Origin of the sequence: Acinetobacter sp. FDAARGOS_515 (assembly GCF_003938865.1) — a bacterium.
In the GTDB taxonomy this organism is placed as follows: domain Bacteria; phylum Pseudomonadota; class Gammaproteobacteria; order Pseudomonadales; family Moraxellaceae; genus Acinetobacter; species Acinetobacter ursingii.
Genome location: NZ_RKIX01000003.1, coordinates 918349 through 937941, shown reverse-complemented (window position 1 = coordinate 937941; position 19593 = coordinate 918349). Strand labels below are relative to the sequence as shown.

Annotated in this window: 16 protein-coding genes; 12 read left to right on the top strand and 4 right to left on the bottom strand. The window is 39.4% G+C overall.

Annotated elements, in window-relative coordinates; translation table 11 throughout:
* The first annotated feature begins 216 nt into the window (after window positions 1-216).
* The 4 genes from EGS47_RS05895 to EGS47_RS05880 are packed head-to-tail and all read left to right on the top strand — an operon-like array spanning window position 217 to window position 6004.
* Entirely contained in the window at window positions 217-1644 is a 1428-nt protein-coding gene (locus EGS47_RS05895; RefSeq protein WP_016651444.1) for a tyrosine-type recombinase/integrase, read from the top strand.
* Window positions 1641-3578, top strand: a complete 1938-nt coding sequence (locus EGS47_RS05890; RefSeq protein WP_016651445.1) for a hypothetical protein — start codon at window positions 1641-1643, stop codon at window positions 3576-3578. Before EGS47_RS05895 ends, EGS47_RS05890 begins: the two co-directional genes overlap by 4 nt.
* The gene (locus EGS47_RS05885) at window positions 3575-5632 is read left to right on the top strand and encodes a hypothetical protein (protein ID WP_016651446.1); all 2058 of its coding nucleotides are present in this window, start codon (window positions 3575-3577) and stop codon (window positions 5630-5632) included. The genes EGS47_RS05890 and EGS47_RS05885 overlap by 4 nt, the downstream gene beginning before the upstream one ends.
* Window positions 5633-5635: 3 nt before the next feature.
* A complete protein-coding gene (locus EGS47_RS05880) occupies window positions 5636-6004 on the top strand; it encodes a hypothetical protein (RefSeq protein WP_016651447.1) in 369 nt (122 codons plus the stop codon).
* A gap of 24 nt (window positions 6005-6028) precedes the next feature.
* Here the strand turns inward: EGS47_RS05880 and EGS47_RS05875 are convergent, their stop codons facing one another.
* Window positions 6029-6556: a pilin gene (locus EGS47_RS05875; RefSeq protein WP_016651448.1), complete on the bottom strand. Its 528-nt coding sequence runs from the start codon at window positions 6554-6556 to the stop codon at window positions 6029-6031.
* Window positions 6557-7322: 766 nt separating this feature from the next.
* Between EGS47_RS05875 and EGS47_RS05870 the strand changes: the two genes are divergently transcribed.
* The 4 genes from EGS47_RS05870 to EGS47_RS05855 all read left to right on the top strand — a co-directional run bounded on the left by EGS47_RS05870 (window position 7323) and on the right by EGS47_RS05855 (window position 10426).
* Window positions 7323-7814, top strand: a complete 492-nt coding sequence (locus tag EGS47_RS05870; protein WP_125269327.1) for a pilin — start codon at window positions 7323-7325, stop codon at window positions 7812-7814.
* A gap of 270 nt (window positions 7815-8084) precedes the next feature.
* Entirely contained in the window at window positions 8085-8333 is a 249-nt protein-coding gene (locus tag EGS47_RS05865; protein ID WP_125269326.1) for an AbrB/MazE/SpoVT family DNA-binding domain-containing protein, read from the top strand.
* Window positions 8333-8662 (top strand): type II toxin-antitoxin system PemK/MazF family toxin, encoded by a 330-nt coding sequence (locus EGS47_RS05860; protein WP_125269325.1) that lies wholly within the window; start codon window positions 8333-8335, stop codon window positions 8660-8662. Before EGS47_RS05865 ends, EGS47_RS05860 begins: the two co-directional genes overlap by 1 nt.
* A gap of 99 nt (window positions 8663-8761) precedes the next feature.
* Window positions 8762-10426, top strand: a complete 1665-nt coding sequence (locus tag EGS47_RS05855) for a PglL family O-oligosaccharyltransferase (protein WP_125269324.1) — start codon at window positions 8762-8764, stop codon at window positions 10424-10426.
* Window positions 10427-10542: 116 nt separating this feature from the next.
* Here the strand turns inward: EGS47_RS05855 and EGS47_RS05850 are convergent, their stop codons facing one another.
* Window positions 10543-11268 (bottom strand): hypothetical protein, encoded by a 726-nt coding sequence (locus tag EGS47_RS05850; protein ID WP_125269323.1) that lies wholly within the window; start codon window positions 11266-11268, stop codon window positions 10543-10545.
* A gap of 252 nt (window positions 11269-11520) precedes the next feature.
* On the opposite strand from EGS47_RS05850, the gene EGS47_RS05845 reads away from it, so the two are divergent.
* Window positions 11521-12030 carry a hypothetical protein gene (locus tag EGS47_RS05845; RefSeq protein ID WP_125269322.1) on the top strand — a complete coding sequence of 170 codons (510 nt, stop codon included), beginning with the start codon at window positions 11521-11523 and terminating at the stop codon, window positions 12028-12030.
* Between the two features lie 67 nt (window positions 12031-12097).
* Here EGS47_RS05845 and fadA read toward each other — a convergent pair whose 3' ends face one another.
* Both fadA and fadB read right to left on the bottom strand, forming a co-directional pair.
* The gene (fadA, locus tag EGS47_RS05840; protein ID WP_004991718.1) at window positions 12098-13270 is read right to left on the bottom strand and encodes an acetyl-CoA C-acyltransferase FadA; all 1173 of its coding nucleotides are present in this window, start codon (window positions 13268-13270) and stop codon (window positions 12098-12100) included.
* 12 nt (window positions 13271-13282) lie between these two features.
* Window positions 13283-15436 (bottom strand): fatty acid oxidation complex subunit alpha FadB, encoded by a 2154-nt coding sequence (gene fadB / locus EGS47_RS05835; RefSeq protein ID WP_044434109.1) that lies wholly within the window; start codon window positions 15434-15436, stop codon window positions 13283-13285.
* A 494-nt stretch (window positions 15437-15930) separates the two neighbouring features.
* Here fadB and lpxO point away from each other — a divergent pair, with 494 nt between their 5' ends.
* The 3 genes from lpxO (at window position 15931) to uvrC (ending at window position 19482) form a co-directional block, all read left to right on the top strand.
* Window positions 15931-16875: a lipid A hydroxylase LpxO gene (gene lpxO / locus EGS47_RS05830; RefSeq protein WP_004991713.1), complete on the top strand. Its 945-nt coding sequence runs from the start codon at window positions 15931-15933 to the stop codon at window positions 16873-16875.
* 265 nt (window positions 16876-17140) lie between these two features.
* Entirely contained in the window at window positions 17141-17560 is a 420-nt protein-coding gene (locus EGS47_RS05825) for a PH domain-containing protein (RefSeq protein ID WP_125269321.1), read from the top strand.
* Between the two features lie 122 nt (window positions 17561-17682).
* Entirely contained in the window at window positions 17683-19482 is a 1800-nt protein-coding gene (gene uvrC / locus EGS47_RS05820; RefSeq protein ID WP_125269320.1) for an excinuclease ABC subunit UvrC, read from the top strand.
* The last annotated feature ends 111 nt before the right edge of the window (window positions 19483-19593 follow it).

The window sequence follows — 19593 nt, the reverse complement described above, 5'->3', positions numbered from 1 at the left end:
CAAAAAATGCTACAAAAGAGATAGATGCAGTGGACTAAATTTTAAAATTAATTATTTTCATTTGGCAAAAAGTATAAAAGCCCATGCGGGAACATGAGCTCTTATGAATGTCTTCATTGCTGATCAGACATTTGTATTTTGATGAATAGGGGCATTTTTGTCAATCCTATCTCAAGATCACTTTTTGCCTGTTTTTTAATAAACAGGAGGCTCAAAATGAGCACTAAACTTAAAAATGGTCAGTCACGTTACCAGTCTAAAGCCAAAGTTGTGACCATTAAAAAATTTCAGTTATCGACGTTGAGAAAGGCAACTGATCGTTTAAATGATGCAGCATTCGAAAAACATGGTGATGTGTATCTTGAATTCCCTGTAATTATTCAGGGAGATGGCAGCCCTTCTGAAGTTTTTAATCTGTATTTGCTGAAAAAACTTGAGCAAACAATACAGTATGATTTTAAAACATTTGCATCTATTGCGAATCAGTTGGTTGATTTTCAGCGTTTTTTAGAAGATGAGCAACTGGACTGTTTGAAGTTCCACAAACTAAAACAGTCAAATGCGATTTTTAAATATCGTGCTCGTTTGATTGAGCAAGCGAATGTGGGCTTAATTGAGGCAAGCTCTGCACGTGGTCGAATTAATGCAGTGGTGAACTTTTACCGATTTCTCGTTACAGAAGATTTGATCGATCACCAACGTTATGGACTTCCTTTCCAAGATGTTTACAAATACATTGCGGTGGATAATGAGTTTGGCGCACGTCGAAAAATGGCAATTAAGTCACATGATCTTGCAATTCATGTTCCTGCTAAAGCCCAAAACTCTGAAGCGATTGTCGATGGTGGTGAGTTAAGTCCACTGACCGTTGAAGAACAAACAATCATACTAAAAGCATTGCGGAAGTCATCACGTGAATATCAGTTGATGTTTTATCTTGCATTGTTTACAGGCGCCCGTTTACAAACGATTTGTACTTTACGAATCAAAAACTTAATTGGTTGTGAGCCTGATGGTCATGGCTTTATTCGTCTGCCAGTTGGGGCGGGTACAGGCATTGATACCAAATTTCAAAAACCAATGACGCTGCTAATCCCGAATTGGTTAGTACAAGACCTGAAAGTTTATATCAATAGTGAGCAAGCGCGTCTGCGTAGACAAAAGTCAAACTATGGCGACTCGGATGAAAACTATGTGTTTCTCACAAAGCTTGGTACACCTTTTTACACAAGCAAAGCCGAACAGCAAGAACTGACCGAGGAAATCAAAGCTTCTGACTCGTTTAGCTCAAAACTTAAACTTTATGAAGGTGAAGCAGTACGCAGCTATTTAAAGGTCGTGCTATTACCCGAAATTCGATTGATTGATCCACAATTTAAAAGTTTTAAATTCCACGACTTACGTGCCAGTTTTGGTATGAATTTGCTCGAAAGTCAGTTACAGCATTTGCCAGATGGGCATTCTGCTATGACCGCTGTTGAGTATGTGCAAGCTCGTATGGGACATCGTAACATCAGCACGACTTTACAGTATTTGAATTATAAATCACGATTGCAATGGCGCAGTAAAATTCAGCATGAGTATGAATCAAGCTTAATGAAATACGTGATGTCTTCTGTCAATTTAGCGGGAGAATTGTCATGAATTTTAGACGCTCTCCGATTTTTGTGCATATCTCAGATATCAACAAACAAATTAATGAGCATGAGCGACTTGTTCTCGTCTGCAAAGATAAGACAGCTTCTTTTGCTTTTAAGACATTTGACATTGGAACTCTGTTTTATCGTAAAAGAGTATCTAGCGAGGTTTTGTCAGAACAACAGTTATCTGCATCTTTTGATGAAAAAAGACGTTATTTTTTGCAGTGTTTAACGGACTATTTGTTGCAAATGAGCGGATCAGATTTGTCAAAAGGCCTCTTTTACTACACTAGTAAAATGTTTCTAGATTATGTGGATTTGCAAAAGAAAAATTTTGATTTATCAAATCAAGACACTGTGATTGATGCGTATCGTCGTTACAGCAAATATTTAGTTGATCGCACTTTGCTTGCAGATACTGATGAAGAAAACCTGGCTGCACATACAGCAAAGCAATATCAGCGTAATGCAGCGAAGTTAATCGCATATGTATTTGACTGTCATGAAATTGATATTGTTAGTCAAGCGATGCAAGTACAGTCTCAGCGTTATGATGTGCCTGTTTTACCGATCGCAGAACAAGATCATCAAAAAACTTATGCAACTTTGTTAAATGTCTTTCTTGAAATTTATCGTATTGTTGTACAAGAAAATGAATTTCCTGCGCATTTTCAATCCGTGGATGAGGAAAACTTCTATTTTTACTCGAACTTTCATCATCAAACTGAGAAACAACATATTCAGTTTGATGTACAGAGTTATTTAGCCAAATATCCAGTTATTCCAGCCCTTCCCAAAATGCTGGCTGATTTTGAGTTAGAAGAAGATAGTGAGCATCGAAAACGTGTACGTGAAAATCGTAATCAAGCGATCCGTAAACTTGAAGAACGCAACAAAGATAAGCGGCATTTAGAGCGTGAAAGACTTGCATCCTATGGCCTGACCATCGGCATGCTGTTATTTATTGCTCAAACAGGGGCTAATTTAGATACAGCTCAACAGTTACAACTTGATACGATGGAAATCCTACCGAGTACACAAGGCCGACGCTTTTCAGGAACGAAAAATCGTGCAGGAGGCAAGACAGTACGGCCAGAGTTTGGAGTTAAATTTGAGCCGATTTTTAGAAAAATTTTAGAACTTCGCACTTGGTATATTCAAGATGAGCCATGTGATTTTGTCTTTCCATTGCGCAACGAAATTCAGCAATTGGGACCTGTAAGCAACGGCAGATTACAATTAATAAAAAAATTTTTACAGCGTATTTTTCCGAAAATGGCCTGGATCAAACCACAGCAGTGGCGCAAGCATGTTAGCAGTCAATATGTTGAATTGAGCGATGGCGATTTATTGCTTGAAGTCGAAAAAATGGGACACTCACTCGATACTGCGAAGAAAAACTACAGTCGAACTTCATTTAAAGATGCAAGCCAGCAAATTTCTCAATTCTTTTATGAGTTGCGGGACGTTGCAGTTTCACAAACTCGAACTGTCGAACGTATTGCTGTGCAAATGTTAGATGAAACTGTTGATGTTCAGACCTTACCTGTTGGTGCATGTGTGACAGCAACGCCACAGCCTGAAAAAGCAATGGGTTTTACTGTACAAGCCCCAACTCCAAACTGTCAGCAATTTGAGCACTGTTTATTTTGCCAGCATTATGCAGTCCATGCCGATGATGAAGATGTGCGCAAACTTTTATCACTGAAAAGTTTGCTTGGCTACGTTAAGCAAAAAGCTACGGATTTGATTAAATGGGAGTCACAATTCGGTGTGGTTTTACATCGAATTGACGAAGTACTTAACGATTTATCAGATACTTATGAAAATTTACGTGATCGTATTTTTTCAATTCAAGAAGAAGTAGAAAGCGGTGATTTACATGCGTATTGGCTGAATCATTTTGAATTGCTAATTGATTTGGGGTGGATATCATGAGTTCATTTAATTCATATCTATATTCATTGGGTATTGCTGAGCAGTTTTTACCTGATGAATATCAGTTACAAAATCATCAGCTGACTGTTCCAAGTACTTTTGTATTATCGCGAATGAAAAACGGTACAACATTATCGGTTTATGCCGATAATGTTTGGGATCTTTCTCCATATTTACCAAAGTGTCATTGTCGCCTGAATTTTGATAGTTGGCTTGAAAATGTCCGAGAAAATGATTTTCTTTACTGCCAAATTCGGGCAGAAATGAAAAAAATCAGTTTTGCTTTGCTTTATATAAAATCTGGCAAGTCAATTATTAAAAGTATTGAGCAGCGGCATACGGTTTTGCGCCAGTTTGCTGCTATTGCCTACCGCAATGGCTGCACATTGCAGCAATTGTTTAGCAATGTTGCTTATATGTCAAAAGTTCGAGATGCTTATGCTGGTGTGAGCTATCAAAAAGCAATCCATATCAAAGCATTTTTAGTTGATTGTTTTGCCTTACAACAGCAATACCCATTGCTCATTCCTGCGTTTAGTACATATAAGCCAATAGAGCATTTAGCAAGACTCGCTGCACAAATACGCTTGCAGTCAGGCAAAGTAGGTCCGCAAACTAAGTTGATCCCCTCACGTATTTATATAAATCTAATCAATAGTTTAGCGGAGAAGCTCAATGAGTTTAATCAGTATGCGCCTGCTTTACATCAGTGGTTTCAGCGCATTCAACAAGAGCCATCTTTTGCGCGTATGCCCCGCGAGTTTAAAGTTTATAAAAATGCAGTGAGTTTTGCCGATGCTCGTGATTTATTTGGTTTAACGGCACTGTTTGAAAATAATCAGATTAGCAAACATGCGAATTTGACTCGCTACATGACGTTGATACAAGGAATGGCCAAACTTTGGATTCATCTATTCACAGGTATGCGTGATAATGAAGTGAATCAGCTGTCTTCTGATTGCTATCAAACTATTCAAAGTAATGAGCATCTTGTGCATGTCATTATGGGCTATACATCAAAGTTACACGGGGGTGGCAACAAGTCTACTTATTGGATTACGTTTGAAGATATTCAAATAGGCGTACACGCAGCACAAAGTATTGGTGAAATCTATGCGTTATTTAATCCGCACTACGATTTTTCTAACCCTCGTGAATATCCCTTATTTCCAACACGATATTCACAAAAACATCGGCATAAAAATAATCGAAATATTGAAAGTGAAACGGATTTTATTTCTAATTTTTCAGGTGCTCCGACTAGAACACAGTCCAATTTTAACGAGTACTTGAACCATATTTCGGCATTACTTGGTGATGAGTTGCGCATCTGTGAAAGTGACTTGGCTGAACTGGAAGCCTTTGATGGTTTTCGCAATTGGCGTGAAGAAAAGGACTGTCAACTGGGTGAATACTGGAATATCTGTACGCATCAATTTAGGCGCTCATTAGCTGTGTATGGTGCACGTTCAGGGATTATTGGATTAGGAGCTTTATCCGTTCAATATAAGCATTTAACCGAAGCAATGACTTTATTTTATCGAGATAATGCTGTATTCGCGCCGAATATTCTAGCCAGTGATAGCCAAAAGGAATTTATTCAAGAGCTGGAATATCAACGTCTCGTTCATTCTTATACACAATTTGAAGATGGTGTAATTAATAGTGCTAGTCGTTTACTCGGTGGTGCAGGAACCTATTTGCAGCTGCAAAAAGACCGCGAGCAATTACTCACAGTATTTCCGAATCGTGATGAAACCATCAAGCGCATGAAGAAAGGTGAAATTGCTTATAAACCGAGTTTGTTTGGAGCATGTACTAACCCTGACTCCTGCGAAAAAATTTCATTTACTGCAATTACGAGTTGTCTGGTTTGTGCTCATGCGGTGTTTGATAATGGCAGCGCAGAGAAGATGCAAAAAGCAGTACAACGATTACAACGAGCACGAGATACACAAGCACCAAGCAGTTTGCTGTACGGTCAAATGGAAAGCGAGATTATGACTTTAAACAAGACCATTCAAAAAATTCAAACGATCAATATGGAGGTTTAAAATATGAGCGCACTCAATGAATATTATGCTGCTTTGGAGCGATTAAAAGCCAATAAACCAACCGTCCTACCGAAAGGTTCTGCAATTAATAATGATACCATCGCACTTGAAGCAGGGCGTAAACGGGGGGCGATTAAGAAGAGCCGCCATGCTGCATTGATTGAAGCAATTGAGCAAGTCGCGAAGGAAGCAGGGCAAAATATTCTTTCCCCTATACAACAGGTTGAAAAAGCAAAAAATAAAACCAAAGCTGTAAAAAGTGCTTATGAGCAGTTTGAGGAAGATTATGAAAAACTGCTGGAAAAGTGTAATTCATTATTATTAGAAAATTTTGAGTTAAAACAAAAACGCATCAAATTTGATGCGTTTTAGAAATTTCATTAAAGAAATTTGTAATTAAAGAGTTGCACCAGCTTCACAAGATTTTGGTGCTACAGCTGAATCTAAGCTTGTTTTACAAGTCCAAGTACCATTTGCAGCAGTATATAAAAATTCAACTTTTTTACCTGATAATTTATCGTTGATGCCAGTACCATCTGTTGTGCTGTAGTATTCTGCTGTCAGTTTACAGTCAGTAGAACCATTTGCCGTAGAAGTGATTGATTTAACATATTTACCACTTAGTGTAAAACCGTTAGCTTTAGCTAAAGTACCTGCAGGAACTGGCACTGTCTGCTCAACGCCATTTGCATCGGTTACTTTTTTAGTAGTAGCATCTGCTGTACTACATGCTGTAGCCAAACCAGCAGTTCCAGCATTATCTACCAGTGGGGTTTTAAGCCCACCTAAAAGATTTAATGCTTCGGTGGCTTGAGAGCGAGCAGTATAATTTTGATATTGAGGAATCGCAATTGCAGCCAAAATACCAATAATAGCGACCACAATCATCAGCTCGATCAATGTAAAACCTTTCTGTGCGTTCATAACATTCTCCACAAATATTTTGTTAATTTATTTATAAGCTTTTTAAGCTAATTTATAGGTTGCACAAAGTGTGCCAAAGCATATTATCCAATTATTATGTATGAAATCAATACATTGTTTAATGGATTAAAAATGTAAAAAAGCGGAAAGTAAATTTGTGCAACTAACTGACAAAAAATGTCAGTTTTGTTGGTTTTGTGAGATGTCGTGTCGTAAATGGTTTGTCGCTGTAAGCGCAAAATTATTAACAGCTAAGCGAGTAGATAACTATATTAGTTTAGTCGTGATTGCTTGTGTGAGGATGAAAGCAATCTTAAATTGAAAGTGCTGTTCTATGCGGAATGTTTCATATATGGGGGGGAGTAATAGGGTGAAACGGCTAAAAGACTATAAAGTAACTGAACAAATACCTCGTCTAGCTGTAAAAGTTTTTCCCATGCAATTTGGTGATGACGAAGTAACTAGACGTATTGTTCTGCATCATGCAAGACGTCTAATTCTTCAGCATAAAGAAGAAATACAGAAGTTGGCTTATAAATGAGTCTGGATTTTTTTATTCCGTTTTTAGCTTATCAAAATTTTAAAATATCTCCCGACCAGTCTGCTTTTATAACATTAATCCTATCGCACTCAACAAAAGCCATTTTCTGATATGGACAAAAATCAAAATTTTGTCTATCAAAATGCATGTCCATATGGACAAGATTAATTAATAAGTAAAATAATATAATTCAATGGTTTGATGCATGTCAATATAAAGTAACTTATGGAATGTAATCAATTGATGATCGTAGTGGCGATCATTGGTATCTTGGCAGCAATTGCGATTCCTGCTTATCAGAATTACGTTGCTCGCTCACAAGCAACAGAAGCGATTAACCTGTTAGCTGGATTAAAAACTAGAGTTGTTGATATTGCTGGTACAGCTGGTATTCAAACTGCTTGTAGTACAGATGCTGCCGTTGCTGAAGTAAAAGACAAAGATGGGAATGTTACTACTCCAGCTAAACCAGCAGGTGCTTTATCTGCTGAAAATGGTTTTACATTATCTGGTAAGTATGTGAAAAATATTGCTGGTGTTTATACTGCACCAGCAGATTGTAAGTTAACGGCTACTTTTAACTCTGCTGGTAATGGGTTAAATGATAAAATTGCTGACAAAACAGTATCATTTACTTATAACTCAAATTCTGGAACTTGGAACTGTACTTCTAATCTTGTTGATTCAGTTCGTCCAAATACCTGTTCTAAAGAGTAAGTTGAAAGTTAATCCATTTGTAAAAATAGGTTACTGATTTTAAATACAAATACCCAGTGAATGCCATTGGGTATTTTGTTTATTAATGAATAAACAAAAGGGTCAAGTGGTTAAAATTGTCGATCTAAGACCATGGAAATAAGAGAAGGCTTTTCCTCTCATCTTTTATCGGAAAAATCCGTGTTCATTCTTTCACCCAGTTTTACCCTATTGACTAATCTGTTGTTTAGTTAATAATAGTTATACTTTTATATAACTATTGAGGTGCGTATGCTGCATACCAATCTGCGAAAAGTAGGTGGATCCGTCATGTTAGCGATACCACCTGCTTTATTAAAAAAACTAAAACTCGATGCAGGAAAAATGGTTTCCCTTGATGTGAAAGATGGAAAATTACTGGTTGAGCCTAAAAATAAACCGTCTTATCAACTTTCCGATTTGCTTGCCGAACAACAAGTCTTGGATTTGGCACAGGATGCTTGGGATGATATGAAACCTGTTGGGCGAGAAGAAATTTAATGAATAAAGGTGATATTTATTTAATTTCGTTGGATCCTACATTGGGGCATGAGCAACAAGGAAAACGTCCTGTATTGGTAATCTCGCCTGAACCATTCAATCGAATCACGAAAATGCCAATTGTGTTACCAATTACATCAGGCGGGCGTTTTGCCCGTACATCTGGTTTTGCTGTTGAAATCACTGGTAGCAAAACCACGGGTATCGTGCGTTGTGATCAGCCGAGAGCTTTAGATTTTGAGGCGAGCCATGCAAAACATTTGGAACAAATTGACTCTGAGGTATTAGATGAAGTGATGGCACGTTTTAATGCGATCTTTGCAGAATAAACATAATCAGGCTAAAAGATATTGATGTGGAATAAATGCACGATAGGCTTCTGACAAACTCTCAGATATAATTTCCTATCCTTTTTTTGTAATTCACTTATGCGCGCTTTTTTTCTACTTTTAGCGTCTATCTTGATCAGCCTTGCATGGCTATCTCCCGATCATGCTTTTCCGTGGCTGACTTTTTCCAGTGAGATGTTGAGTTTCGTAGCTGTGCTAAGTTTACTGGCAGGACTGTGTGATCAAGATTTTAAAGTGCCAAAAGTACAATGGTTAGCTTTACCAATCACGATTATTCCGTTGCTTCAATGGATGTGTGGACTAGTTCTGGATTTTAGCAGTGCTCTGTTGTTTAGTTTCTACTTACTGGCTTTCTGGTGGGTTACTGTCGCTGGCTATAATCTGGCATTACAAACTGATCGAGCAAAATTATTTACTCACATTTGCTATGTTTTATTCATCACTAGCGTCATATCCAGTGTGATTGCGATATTGCAATGGCTCAATCTGGATCAATATATGTATGGGGTAATGGAGCTTCGAGCAGGTAATCGACCATTTGCCAACTTTGCTCAGCCGAATAATATGTCGACCTTTTTGGTCATGGGGCTCATGGCATGTTTGTATTTATTTGAACAACAAAAACTCAAAAAATCGCTTTTAATTTTGGCATCCGTCCTGATTCTTTTTGCAATCGCACTCAGTCAGTCACGTACTGCGTGGGTGGTGTGTCTATTCTTTATGGCTTATTGGACATATCAAGCTTATAAACATCCAGTTCGTTTGCGTATCCCTTATATGCTGCTTTGTGTTGTTACCTTTGCAGTCATGATTGCAATTCTACCTATCATCAATAATTTTATTAGTGCGTTAGGTGCAACACAACTCGTAGAAACAGCATCTGTTGCTGAACGAGCAACTTCAGGCTATTTACGCTTTGAGATCTGGACACAAATGTTACTCGCCATCCAGCAGCATCCTTTAAGTGGTTATGGCTGGGGGCAAACCAGTTTGGCGCAGCTCACCGTTTTTAATTTACATCCATCTCATGAATGGGTGACCAGTGGTCATAATATTTTGCTGGATATTATCGTTTGGAATGGTTTGCCTATCGGGCTGCTGATCATTGGCTTTATGACATGCTGGATATTATGGTTAAATTATAAAGCCAAAAGTTTAGAGTCGATTATTGCACTGCTTATGGTTGGAGCAATCTTAATTCATGCTTTGCTCGAATTTCCGTTACGTTATGCCTATTTTCTATTTCCTTTGGGTTTCTTACTTGGCTTTGTGCAATCACAGTCCCCTGAGCTTAAAACATCGATTTTGTCCAAATATGTGATAAGAGCTGTTGTTATTATGGGTGGCATCTTGATACTGCTGATCTGGCGTGATTATACGGTGTATAAACTTAATAATGGCTTGGCTTTTCGTGGAGAGCAACCCACCCAAACTGTATTAGGTAGTACTAATATTTATGTGCTGACCCAATTTAAAGATCGATTGCTTTGGCTACAAATGAATCCGACGACACAATTGAGCGATGATGAGCTGATTCAACTGGGTAAAATGGTGAAAAATCGAGCATCACCGTATAATTTACATAAATATGCACAACTTCTACTGGCAAATGGCAAAGCACACGAAGCTGCGCAATATTTGTATTATTTAAATATGTTGCATCATGAGAGCTATACGCTTCAGGACTTAAGTGCCGAAAATGCTGCTTCCGCGATTTATGGTGAAGATGAGAAAAAGCGCTAAAAATAAGCTCCAATCCACTTAAATATCGTAAGTGGACTGGAGTCTGATTAATTTAGCTGCAAGAAGAATCATCAGACTTCATGACCAACCTTATTTTAATTTTTTGGAATGAAAATCTAAGGCTGATAGCTAATTCTCATGATTTGTGCTGGTAAGACCAGAGCATCTATGGCTAAAGTAAAGGGTACGAGGGGAAGTCGTGTTAATTTTTCTGGAGTAGGTAGTGTAACTTTCTCTCTTTTGTCTTGATAATATTGAATCTTAACTTTATATGGTTTGGATAAGGGTTTTAAAGAGTCTAAATTTTCTACCACAGGATAGAGATTTCCTTCGAGTTTAATCTGAAAAATATATGGCTGATTTTGTTCTGTTGCTTCCGCACAATCACAGGGTAAAATTCCGTACTGTTTGAATAAAAGCATTTCTCTTTGGTTTAAACTGCCTGTTGAGGGTGTATAAGCAAATTTTAAATATCCTGTGAAGTGATGACTGTTTTTGTCAGGTGAAACAAAATTTAAATCTTGGCGAAGCTGAATATCATCTGGGTTGAGTTGGCTAATTAAATTGAAAAAATCTGAGCCACCTTGATTAAGCACATAACTATATTGTTTTCCTGCAATTACAATCGCGTCTTTGGGTTCATTTGCTAAAAATGTGGTTGGCTGACCAAAAGCCACCACTTCATCTTCAACCAACGTTTTCCATCGGTCTCCGTACTCATATTTTGTAAAAAGATCGTGTGTGTTTCCACCGATGGTCTGATTCGACGTACAGCCTGAAAGTAAAAACAAAGATGAAACTACAGTGAATAAGGAGATTATTTTTAAATTTTTCATCAGCATTTTGAATGGGTTAAATTGGTCTTTAAAATAGCATAGCATCCATAAGAAAGTTTATTGAATTGATTATTTGGACGTTAATCAATGGTTTTTATCTTAGTCTTATTTCAAAGCTAGATGTAATTTGAATATTTAAACTTTATGACCATTTATCCAAGTCCTACTGAATAAAAATCTGTTTTGTTGTAGCCTATTAGTATCGCTTATATTTTATTCATCATGTTTTATTGTGATGTGGCATCTCGGGAGCATGTTATGAATCTGGTTAAATATCTGGCGGTCATAAGTTTCATGATGATGAACGTGCCAACTGTGCAAGCTGAAGATGTTGCACTATTGCCCAGTATTCATGCGATGGCGGAATCTGAATTGCGAGAAGAAGCTGGTATTGTTCCATTTCAGGAAGATAAAGCAGTACGTCAGGCGCTTAGACATCATCTTGATAAAATTCAAAATGATATACAAAATCCCAAAGTTAATCAGAACCCTTATATCGCAATTGATTATCAGCCTACAACTTCACCTAATATGAGTCAACTTTCTCCATTTTTGCAGCAGTATCTTTTATCGATTACCTCAGGATTACAATCATCTGACCCGACCAGTGGCATATTTAATATGCTTGCACCTTTAAATATCAACCGAAATAATGTCGATGCATTTCGTGATGGTACGATCAAAGTGAATGTAGAGGATATATTAAGACTCCAGCAACAAATTAGAGAGGGATTAAATCCTCCGCAAAACCCTTGGTTTCCGCGTTAAAAATTCTATTCCATTCGTAAAAATAAAAATCCCCGCATTTAGCGGGGATTTTTTATCTCAGTGTTGATTAAACACGTTCGATAATGGTCGCGATACCTTGACCTAAACCGATACACATGGTCGCAAGACCAATTTGCGTATCTTGCTGTTCCATCACGTTCAACAATGTGGTGGTAATACGCGCACCTGAACAGCCCAATGGGTGACCCAATGCAATCGCACCACCATTCAAGTTAATGATGTCTTGTTTGTCATACACGCCTAAGCCTTTCATGACTGATAAGCCTTGAGCAGCGAATGCTTCGTTTAACTCGATGGTTTGGATGTCTGCCATGGTTAAACCAGCACGTTTAAGTGCTTTTTGCGTTGCTGGCACTGGACCATAACCCATGATCGCAGCATCACAACCTGCAATCGCCATTGAACGAATCACGGCACGTGGTTTTAAACCAAATGCTTGAGCGCGTTCAGCAGACATCAATAACATTGCAGAAGCACCATCAGACAGAGCAGAAGACGTTGCTGCTGTCACTGAACCACCTTTAGGATCAAACACTGGTTTCAATGCTTGGAATGCTTCAAGGTTAGCATCAGGACGAATCACTTCGTCGATGTCACACAGGATTTTGAAACCATTAGCATCATGACCTTCAACACCTACGATTTCGTTTTTGAAACGACCTTCTTGTGTTGCAGCCCAAGCACGGCGGTGAGATTCAACACCGAATTTGTCCTGTTCTTCACGGCTAATGCCATTCATACGACCTAACATTTCAGCTGTTAAGCCCATCATGTTAGAGGCTTTGGCATAGTGTTTAGAGGCTTCTGGGTTAAGGTCGATGCCGTGCATCATCCCAACGTGGCCCATGTGTTCAACACCACCGATGATGAATACATCACCTTGGTTGGTTGCAATCTGTGCAGCAGCCGTGTGGATGGCCTGCATTGAAGAACCGCAAAGACGGTTAACGGTTTGACCGCCCGCAGTCTTTGGAATGTCAGCCAATAAACCAATGTTACGAGCAATGTTCATTCCTTGCTCTAAAGTCTGGTTGACACAGCCCCAGATGACATCTTCAACTTCATTGGTATCAAACTGGTTACGAGCAACCAGTGCACGTACTAATTCAGCAGATAAACTGTCGGCACGTACATTGCGGAACATACCGTTACGTGATTTGCCCATGGCAGAACGAACGCCATCAACAATCACAACGTCACGTGGATTTAAAGTAGCCATTCACGTCGCTCCTTAACCGTAGAATTTTTTGTTGTTAGCAGCCATGTCACGCAACATTTGTGGCGCTTCATAAGCCTTACCTAAGTGTGCATATTTGTCGCAAAGCGCAACGTATTCAGCAACACCAGTCTGATCGATATAACGGCATGGACCGCCACGGAATGGAGGGAAACCTACACCCATGATCATCGCCATATCTGCTTCAGAAGCAGTGGCAACGATATTGTCTTCTAAGCAACGAACGGTTTCGTTACAGAAAGTCAGCATCATACGGTCAATGATTTCTTGGTTATCAAACTCGCGTTTTTCACCAGTAATGAAAGGTGCAATGATTTCGTAAGCTGTTGGATCAACAGTTTTCGCTTTCTTGCCTTTCTTATCTAACACGTATTTGTAGAAACCAACGTCATTCTTTTGACCCAAACGTTTTGCTTCGTACATCGCTTCGATCGAACCTTTGTAGTCTGGCTTCATACGGTCTGGGAAACCTTCAGCCATGACTTCTGCGCCATGAACACCTGTATCGATACCAACAACGTCGATCAAGTATGCAGGACCCATTGGCCAGCCAAATTTTTCCATGACTTTATCGATTTGCTGGAAGTCAGCACCATCTTTAAGCAATAGATCAAATGCACCAAAGTAAGGGAACAACACACGGTTCACTAAGAAACCTGGGCAGTCATTTACAACGATTGGTGTTTTACCCATTTTCTGAGCCAGTACCACAGTAGTAGCAACTGCTTCTTCAGAGGTTTGTTCACCACGAATCACTTCAACCAATGGCATCATGTGAACTGGGTTAAAGAAGTGCATACCCACAAAGTTTTCAGGACGTTTAAGCGCTTTGGCTAAACGTGTGATTGAAATGGTTGAGGTATTTGACGCAATAATGGTGTTATCACGGACTTTAGACTCTGTGTCCGCCAAAACTGCTTCTTTGACTTTTGGATTTTCAGTTACCGCTTCGATCACGATATCGACTTCTTTAAACTCGTCATAGCTTAAAGTTGGACGGATACGCGCTAAAGTTTCCCCCATTTTTGCAGGAGTAAGCTTTTTGCGTTCTACTTGTTTGGTGAGTAAGCCATTGGCTTCTTTCATACCGAGTGCAAGTTGGGCATTACCAATATCTTTCATGATAATTGGGGTGCCTTTGCTTGCCGCTTGATAGGCAATACCGCCGCCCATGATCCCTGCGCCAAGAACCGCAGCCTGATTGACTGGGTGTGCACCTTTCTCATGTTGTTTAGAAGCTTTTTTCACGATCTGATCATTTAAGAATAGACCGATTAGTGCTTCAGCTTGTGGGGTGATCGCCGCTTTGGCAAAACCTTGCGCTTCTGCTTTTAGTGCATCATCACGACCTAAGCTTGCGCCTGCTTGTAAGGAATCAAGCATCAGTTTAGGGGCAGGGTATTGTGCAGGATTCGCTTTCGCCAAAACTGCGCCCTTCGCCGTATTAAAGGCCATCATTTGTTCAAGTGGATTTAACTTGATTGGATCAAGTTTTTCCTGACGTTTTGCTTTCCAGTCTAAACGACCCGCAATTGCTTGTTTCACCAAATCAATTGCCGCTTCTTGTAGCTTGTCAGCCGCAACCACAGCATCTACCGCGCCATCTTTAAGCGCAGCAGCAGGCTTTTTCGGAGCAGCCATCGCCATCCATTCAACCGCATTGTCGATACCAATCACGCGGCTTAAACGTACTGTACCGCCAAAGCCAGGGAAAATACCGAGCTTGATTTCTGGTAAACCGACTTGCGCTTGTTCTGACATCACGCGATAGTCACAGACCAGACACATTTCAAAACCACCGCCCAATGCCATACCATTAATGGCAGCGACTTTAGGGATGTTTAAATCTTCAAAACTGCTAAAAATTTCATGTACAGGCAATGACCATTCAACAATGGCTTGTTCACCTTGCGCAAAATTTTGTCCAAACTCAGTAATATCTGCACCAACGATAAATGTTGATTTTGCAGAAGTGACGATTAAGCCTTTGATTTCAGCATTGGCTTTAACCGCAGCAATTGCCGCCTGAAAATCTTCAATGGTTGCACGGTTAAATTTGTTGACTGACTCACCTTGTAAGTCAAAGCGGAATTCTGCAATTCCGTCCGAAAGCATTTGGACGGTAATGGCATTGCCAGCGTGGATCATGCCTGATCTCCTTTATTTTGGAGGACTTCTACGTTGATGTGATGAAGCGTGTATGCATTTTCTGCACACAATTATGCTCCGCTAATCTTACGATAACTATATCCAAAAACAGCATAACAAGTTGTATCAAGCCGTGACGCAAGGGTCATCTATTTTTGTTACCTGTTATTGCGCGTTTTTGTAAATAACGTTCCATAAGCATAGCCTGAGATAATGAACTTCCTGTTTCAATTCAAGTTTTTTTAATCAAACCTGTATTTTTATAATGGATTCAGTGTCAAAAAAGTAGCCCTATTTTTGTAACCATTCTGTCAAAAAAGTCAATCAAGTGAATTATTTAATTGCCAGTTTCTGGGATAAGCTAGACTAAATTGACAAAAAATAGCTTTTTTGTCATTGCTTTTGTTAAAATCTCTCGCCGTTAGCCACTGATCAGTGGCCGATCTTGTGAGTATGATTGCTCTGAGTTTTCTATCCTTTGAAAGAGTAGCGATATGATTAAATGGATCATATTAGCGATTTTTGTGATTTCAGCTTTATATATCCAAAATCGCGGAAAAGTACGACATTCGTTTTATCGTCAATTTTTTGATCATTCTACGATATTGGCACCGATTAATTTTTTGATGTACATCTTTTCAAAAGTGCCGAATCAACCTTATATCGATACGCAGCATTTTAAAGATTTGAAAGTGTTGGATGAAAACTGGGAAATGATCCGTGATGAGGCAAAAGCCTTATATGCACAGGGTGGAATCAAGGCATCAAGTACTTATAATGACTTGGGGTTCAATTCATTTTTTAAGACAGGCTGGAAACGCTTTTATTTAAAATGGTATGACTCTGCGCATCCCTCAGCAGCTGAGTTATGTCCGAAAACAACGGCTTTATTAAAAACTTTACCCACGATTAAAGCGGCCATGTTTACTGAACTTGCGCCACATAGTCGTCTGGTACGTCATCGTGACCCGTATGCAGGTTCATTACGCTATCATTTGGGTTTGATCACGCCGAATGATGATCGTTGCTTTATTGATGTTGATGGACAAATTTATTCATGGCGTGACGGTGAAAGTGTGGTGTTTGATGAAACCTATATTCACTATGCCGAAAACGGAACCGATGAAAACCGTATTATTTTCTTTGCCGATGTTGAACGTCCGCTGAAAACTCGTTTAATGGAAAAGTTTAATCACTGGTTTGGTAAAAATGTCATGACGGCGGCCAGCTCGCCGAATGAAACAGGCGACCAAACGGGAGGCTTAAATAAAGCTTTTGGTTATGTCTATCAAATTCGTTTAAAAGCCAAAGCTTTAAAAGCAAAAAACCGAAAACTATACTATTTCCTGAAATGGTTTTTGATGCTTGGCATTTTCTTCCTGATTTTTATTCGTCCTTATATGCCGCAGATCATTGAGTTCTTTCAAAAGATACTGTGAGATAAGCGTCCTTAAGGGCGTTTTTTATTGATCTATTTATTAGACTTCTTTCATAATTGTTTAAATCCTCTTTATTTTTCTCCCATACGGAGAAATAATAGAAGCTTATGAAAGAAGTCTCTTGATACATCACAAATTTTTGATCGTAGAGGATCAATCATTTGCAACGCTTTGCCCTTACACGAGGTTCATGAGAAGATAAGCCCAGATTTATATATCGCATAAAATTTTAAAGATTGATTTGTTATTTATTGGGGAGTTTCACATGCAAACCTTTCGTTCAAAAAAAGACTGGTGGATTTTGGGTTTTATCATTGCCGCAACAGGAATTTTATTGCAAATGCTTTGGAGCATGCAGCTTCGCGGAACTCTGCAAGAATATCCTGAACATGGCATTGTATATGCCTTGGTGATACTCATTATGTGGTGGCCTGTGGTAAATACTCGTTATATCGTGACTCAGGATCATGTGATTATTCATAGTATGTTTTTAAAATGGATCATTTCACGAAGTGAAATCCGGAGCATGACGCCAACCAATAATCCAGTATCTGCACCAGCTTTATCACTGGATCGAATCAAGATTGATTATCAAAAAGATGGGAAAACCAAATCTGTATTGATTTCACCAAAAAATAAACAGAAATTTATCGAAGCCTTAACGTTGGATCGTTCTCATCATTAAACCGTGAGTCTCTTTTTCTTGGTGAAAATGTTGCTCTAACAGCAAACAATCATATAAATGCTTGAAAAGAGAATGTTTGAGCACAACATACACTGATGTAGCCATAGGAAAGCCAAGACATAGTGAATTCAACCGCGCGCCCACATATTGAAAAAATTCTTGCTCACATGACCCAATTACCCGGCGTTTATAAAATGCTGGGTAAAGAGGGTGAACTCTTGTATGTAGGCAAAGCCAAGAATTTAAAAAATCGGGTGTCGAGTTATTTTGTCAAAACTATTGAGCATCCGAAAACTCAGGCCTTGGTGGCGCGTATCTATAATATTGAAACACTGGTCACCCGTTCAGAAACTGAAGCCTTACTACTCGAACAAAACCTGATCAAGCTGCATCGCCCGCCGTACAATATTATGCTGCGCGATGATAAATCCTATGTTTACATTTTTGTCTCGGCAGATAAACCTTATCCACGGATTGCCAGTGGACGAGGTAAAGGCAAGCATCAAGTCGGCAAATTTTTTGGACCGTATCCGAGTGCCTATAATGCTCGGGATACTTTATTGGTGCTGCAAAAGCTGTTTAATGTGCGTCAGTGTGAAAATAGCTTTTTTTCACAACGTAAACGCCCCTGCCTGCAATATCAAATCAAACGCTGTACTGCGCCTTGTGTCGGTTTGATTTCTCCACAGGAGTATAAGGAAGATGTGGATAACTCCATTCGTTTTCTACAGGGTGATACCCGCGAGCTCAATCAGGAATTGATTGCGAAAATGGAGCAAGCGGCAGAACAGCTTGAATTTGAAAAAGCAGTCTTTTATCGTGATCGTCTGGCATTGTTACGTGAAGTTCAGGCACAGCAAGCGGTATTTAAAATGAAAGGCGAGGCCGATATTCTGGCGATTGCCCATCAAGCAGGTGTGACGTGTGTGCAAATCATGCATGTCCGTAATGGTCGAATGTTAGGGGGTAAAAGTTATTTTCCAGATATGCTCAGTGATGATCTGGGGCAAATGCTGAGTGACTTTATGGCTAACTTTTATTTTCAGGTCGCCGATGAAGTTCCGAGTGAGTTAATCATTAATGTCGCATTGCCAGATAGTAAAGAGTTGGAACAGGCGCTCCATACCGAATTTGAGAAGAAAGTACAGATTAAACATAAGGTACGTGAAACCCGTGCCGAGTGGTTAGAATTGGCGCAGATGAATGTGCAGCATGCCATTAAAGGGCAACTCAGTAATCATCTGGAACTGAATGAGCGTTTTCACCAATTGGAACAAGTGGTGGGACGACCGATTGACCGGATTGAATGCTTTGACATCAGCCATACCATGGGTGAAGCACCCATTGCATCTTGCGTGGTGTTTGATCAGGGTGGAGCGCGTAAGCGTGATTATCGTCAGTTTTCGATTCAGGATATCACGGGTGGCGACGATTACGCAGCCATGCGCCAAGCCTTAACACGCCGATATAAAAAGCATTTATTGCCAGATTTACTCTTGATTGATGGGGGTAAAGGACAACTGCATATGGCGATGGAAGTGATGCAGGATTTACAACTGGATGCCTTTATGGTGGGCGTATCTAAAGGAGAAGGGCGTAAACCCGGACTAGAAACTTTACATTTTACTGATGGCACCAAAATTCAATTAGCTGAAGATCATAAAGCATTGCATTTGATTCAACAGGTGCGGGACGAAGCACATCGTTTTGCGATTACCAAACACCGCGCTAAACGTGATAAACGCCGTGCAGGTTCAGTATTAGAAGCAATTCCCGGGCTTGGACCCAAACGTCGTCGTGATTTATTGACACACTTTGGTGGAATTCAGGGCGTACTCAAAGCCTCGGAAAAAGAGCTGACTTTGGTTCCAGGGCTTGGTCCAGCAATGGCACGAACCATTTATAAAATTTTGCATGAATAATAGCCGATTATTTTTAGCAATAACGATCCTGTTTAAGAGTGACCAAAATGCTCAATGACTTGTGCGTCAATGATCATTTACATCTATAAAAAAGCATCACACTATGTGAAA

Coding starts and splice junctions, on each gene's coding strand:
- EGS47_RS05895 (WP_016651444.1), top strand. CDS start 217: ATGAGCACTAAACTTAAAAATGGTCAGTCACGTTACCAGTCTAAAGCC.
- EGS47_RS05890 (WP_016651445.1), top strand. CDS start 1,641: ATGAATTTTAGACGCTCTCCGATTTTTGTGCATATCTCAGATATCAAC.
- EGS47_RS05885 (WP_016651446.1), top strand. CDS start 3,575: ATGAGTTCATTTAATTCATATCTATATTCATTGGGTATTGCTGAGCAG.
- EGS47_RS05880 (WP_016651447.1), top strand. CDS start 5,636: ATGAGCGCACTCAATGAATATTATGCTGCTTTGGAGCGATTAAAAGCC.
- EGS47_RS05875 (WP_016651448.1), bottom strand. CDS start 6,556: ATGAACGCACAGAAAGGTTTTACATTGATCGAGCTGATGATTGTGGTC.
- EGS47_RS05870 (WP_125269327.1), top strand. CDS start 7,323: ATGGAATGTAATCAATTGATGATCGTAGTGGCGATCATTGGTATCTTG.
- EGS47_RS05865 (WP_125269326.1), top strand. CDS start 8,085: ATGCTGCATACCAATCTGCGAAAAGTAGGTGGATCCGTCATGTTAGCG.
- EGS47_RS05860 (WP_125269325.1), top strand. CDS start 8,333: ATGAATAAAGGTGATATTTATTTAATTTCGTTGGATCCTACATTGGGG.
- EGS47_RS05855 (WP_125269324.1), top strand. CDS start 8,762: ATGCGCGCTTTTTTTCTACTTTTAGCGTCTATCTTGATCAGCCTTGCA.
- EGS47_RS05850 (WP_125269323.1), bottom strand. CDS start 11,268: ATGCTGATGAAAAATTTAAAAATAATCTCCTTATTCACTGTAGTTTCA.
- EGS47_RS05845 (WP_125269322.1), top strand. CDS start 11,521: ATGAATCTGGTTAAATATCTGGCGGTCATAAGTTTCATGATGATGAAC.
- fadA (WP_004991718.1), bottom strand. CDS start 13,270: ATGGCTACTTTAAATCCACGTGACGTTGTGATTGTTGATGGCGTTCGT.
- fadB (WP_044434109.1), bottom strand. CDS start 15,436: ATGATCCACGCTGGCAATGCCATTACCGTCCAAATGCTTTCGGACGGA.
- lpxO (WP_004991713.1), top strand. CDS start 15,931: ATGATTAAATGGATCATATTAGCGATTTTTGTGATTTCAGCTTTATAT.
- EGS47_RS05825 (WP_125269321.1), top strand. CDS start 17,141: ATGCAAACCTTTCGTTCAAAAAAAGACTGGTGGATTTTGGGTTTTATC.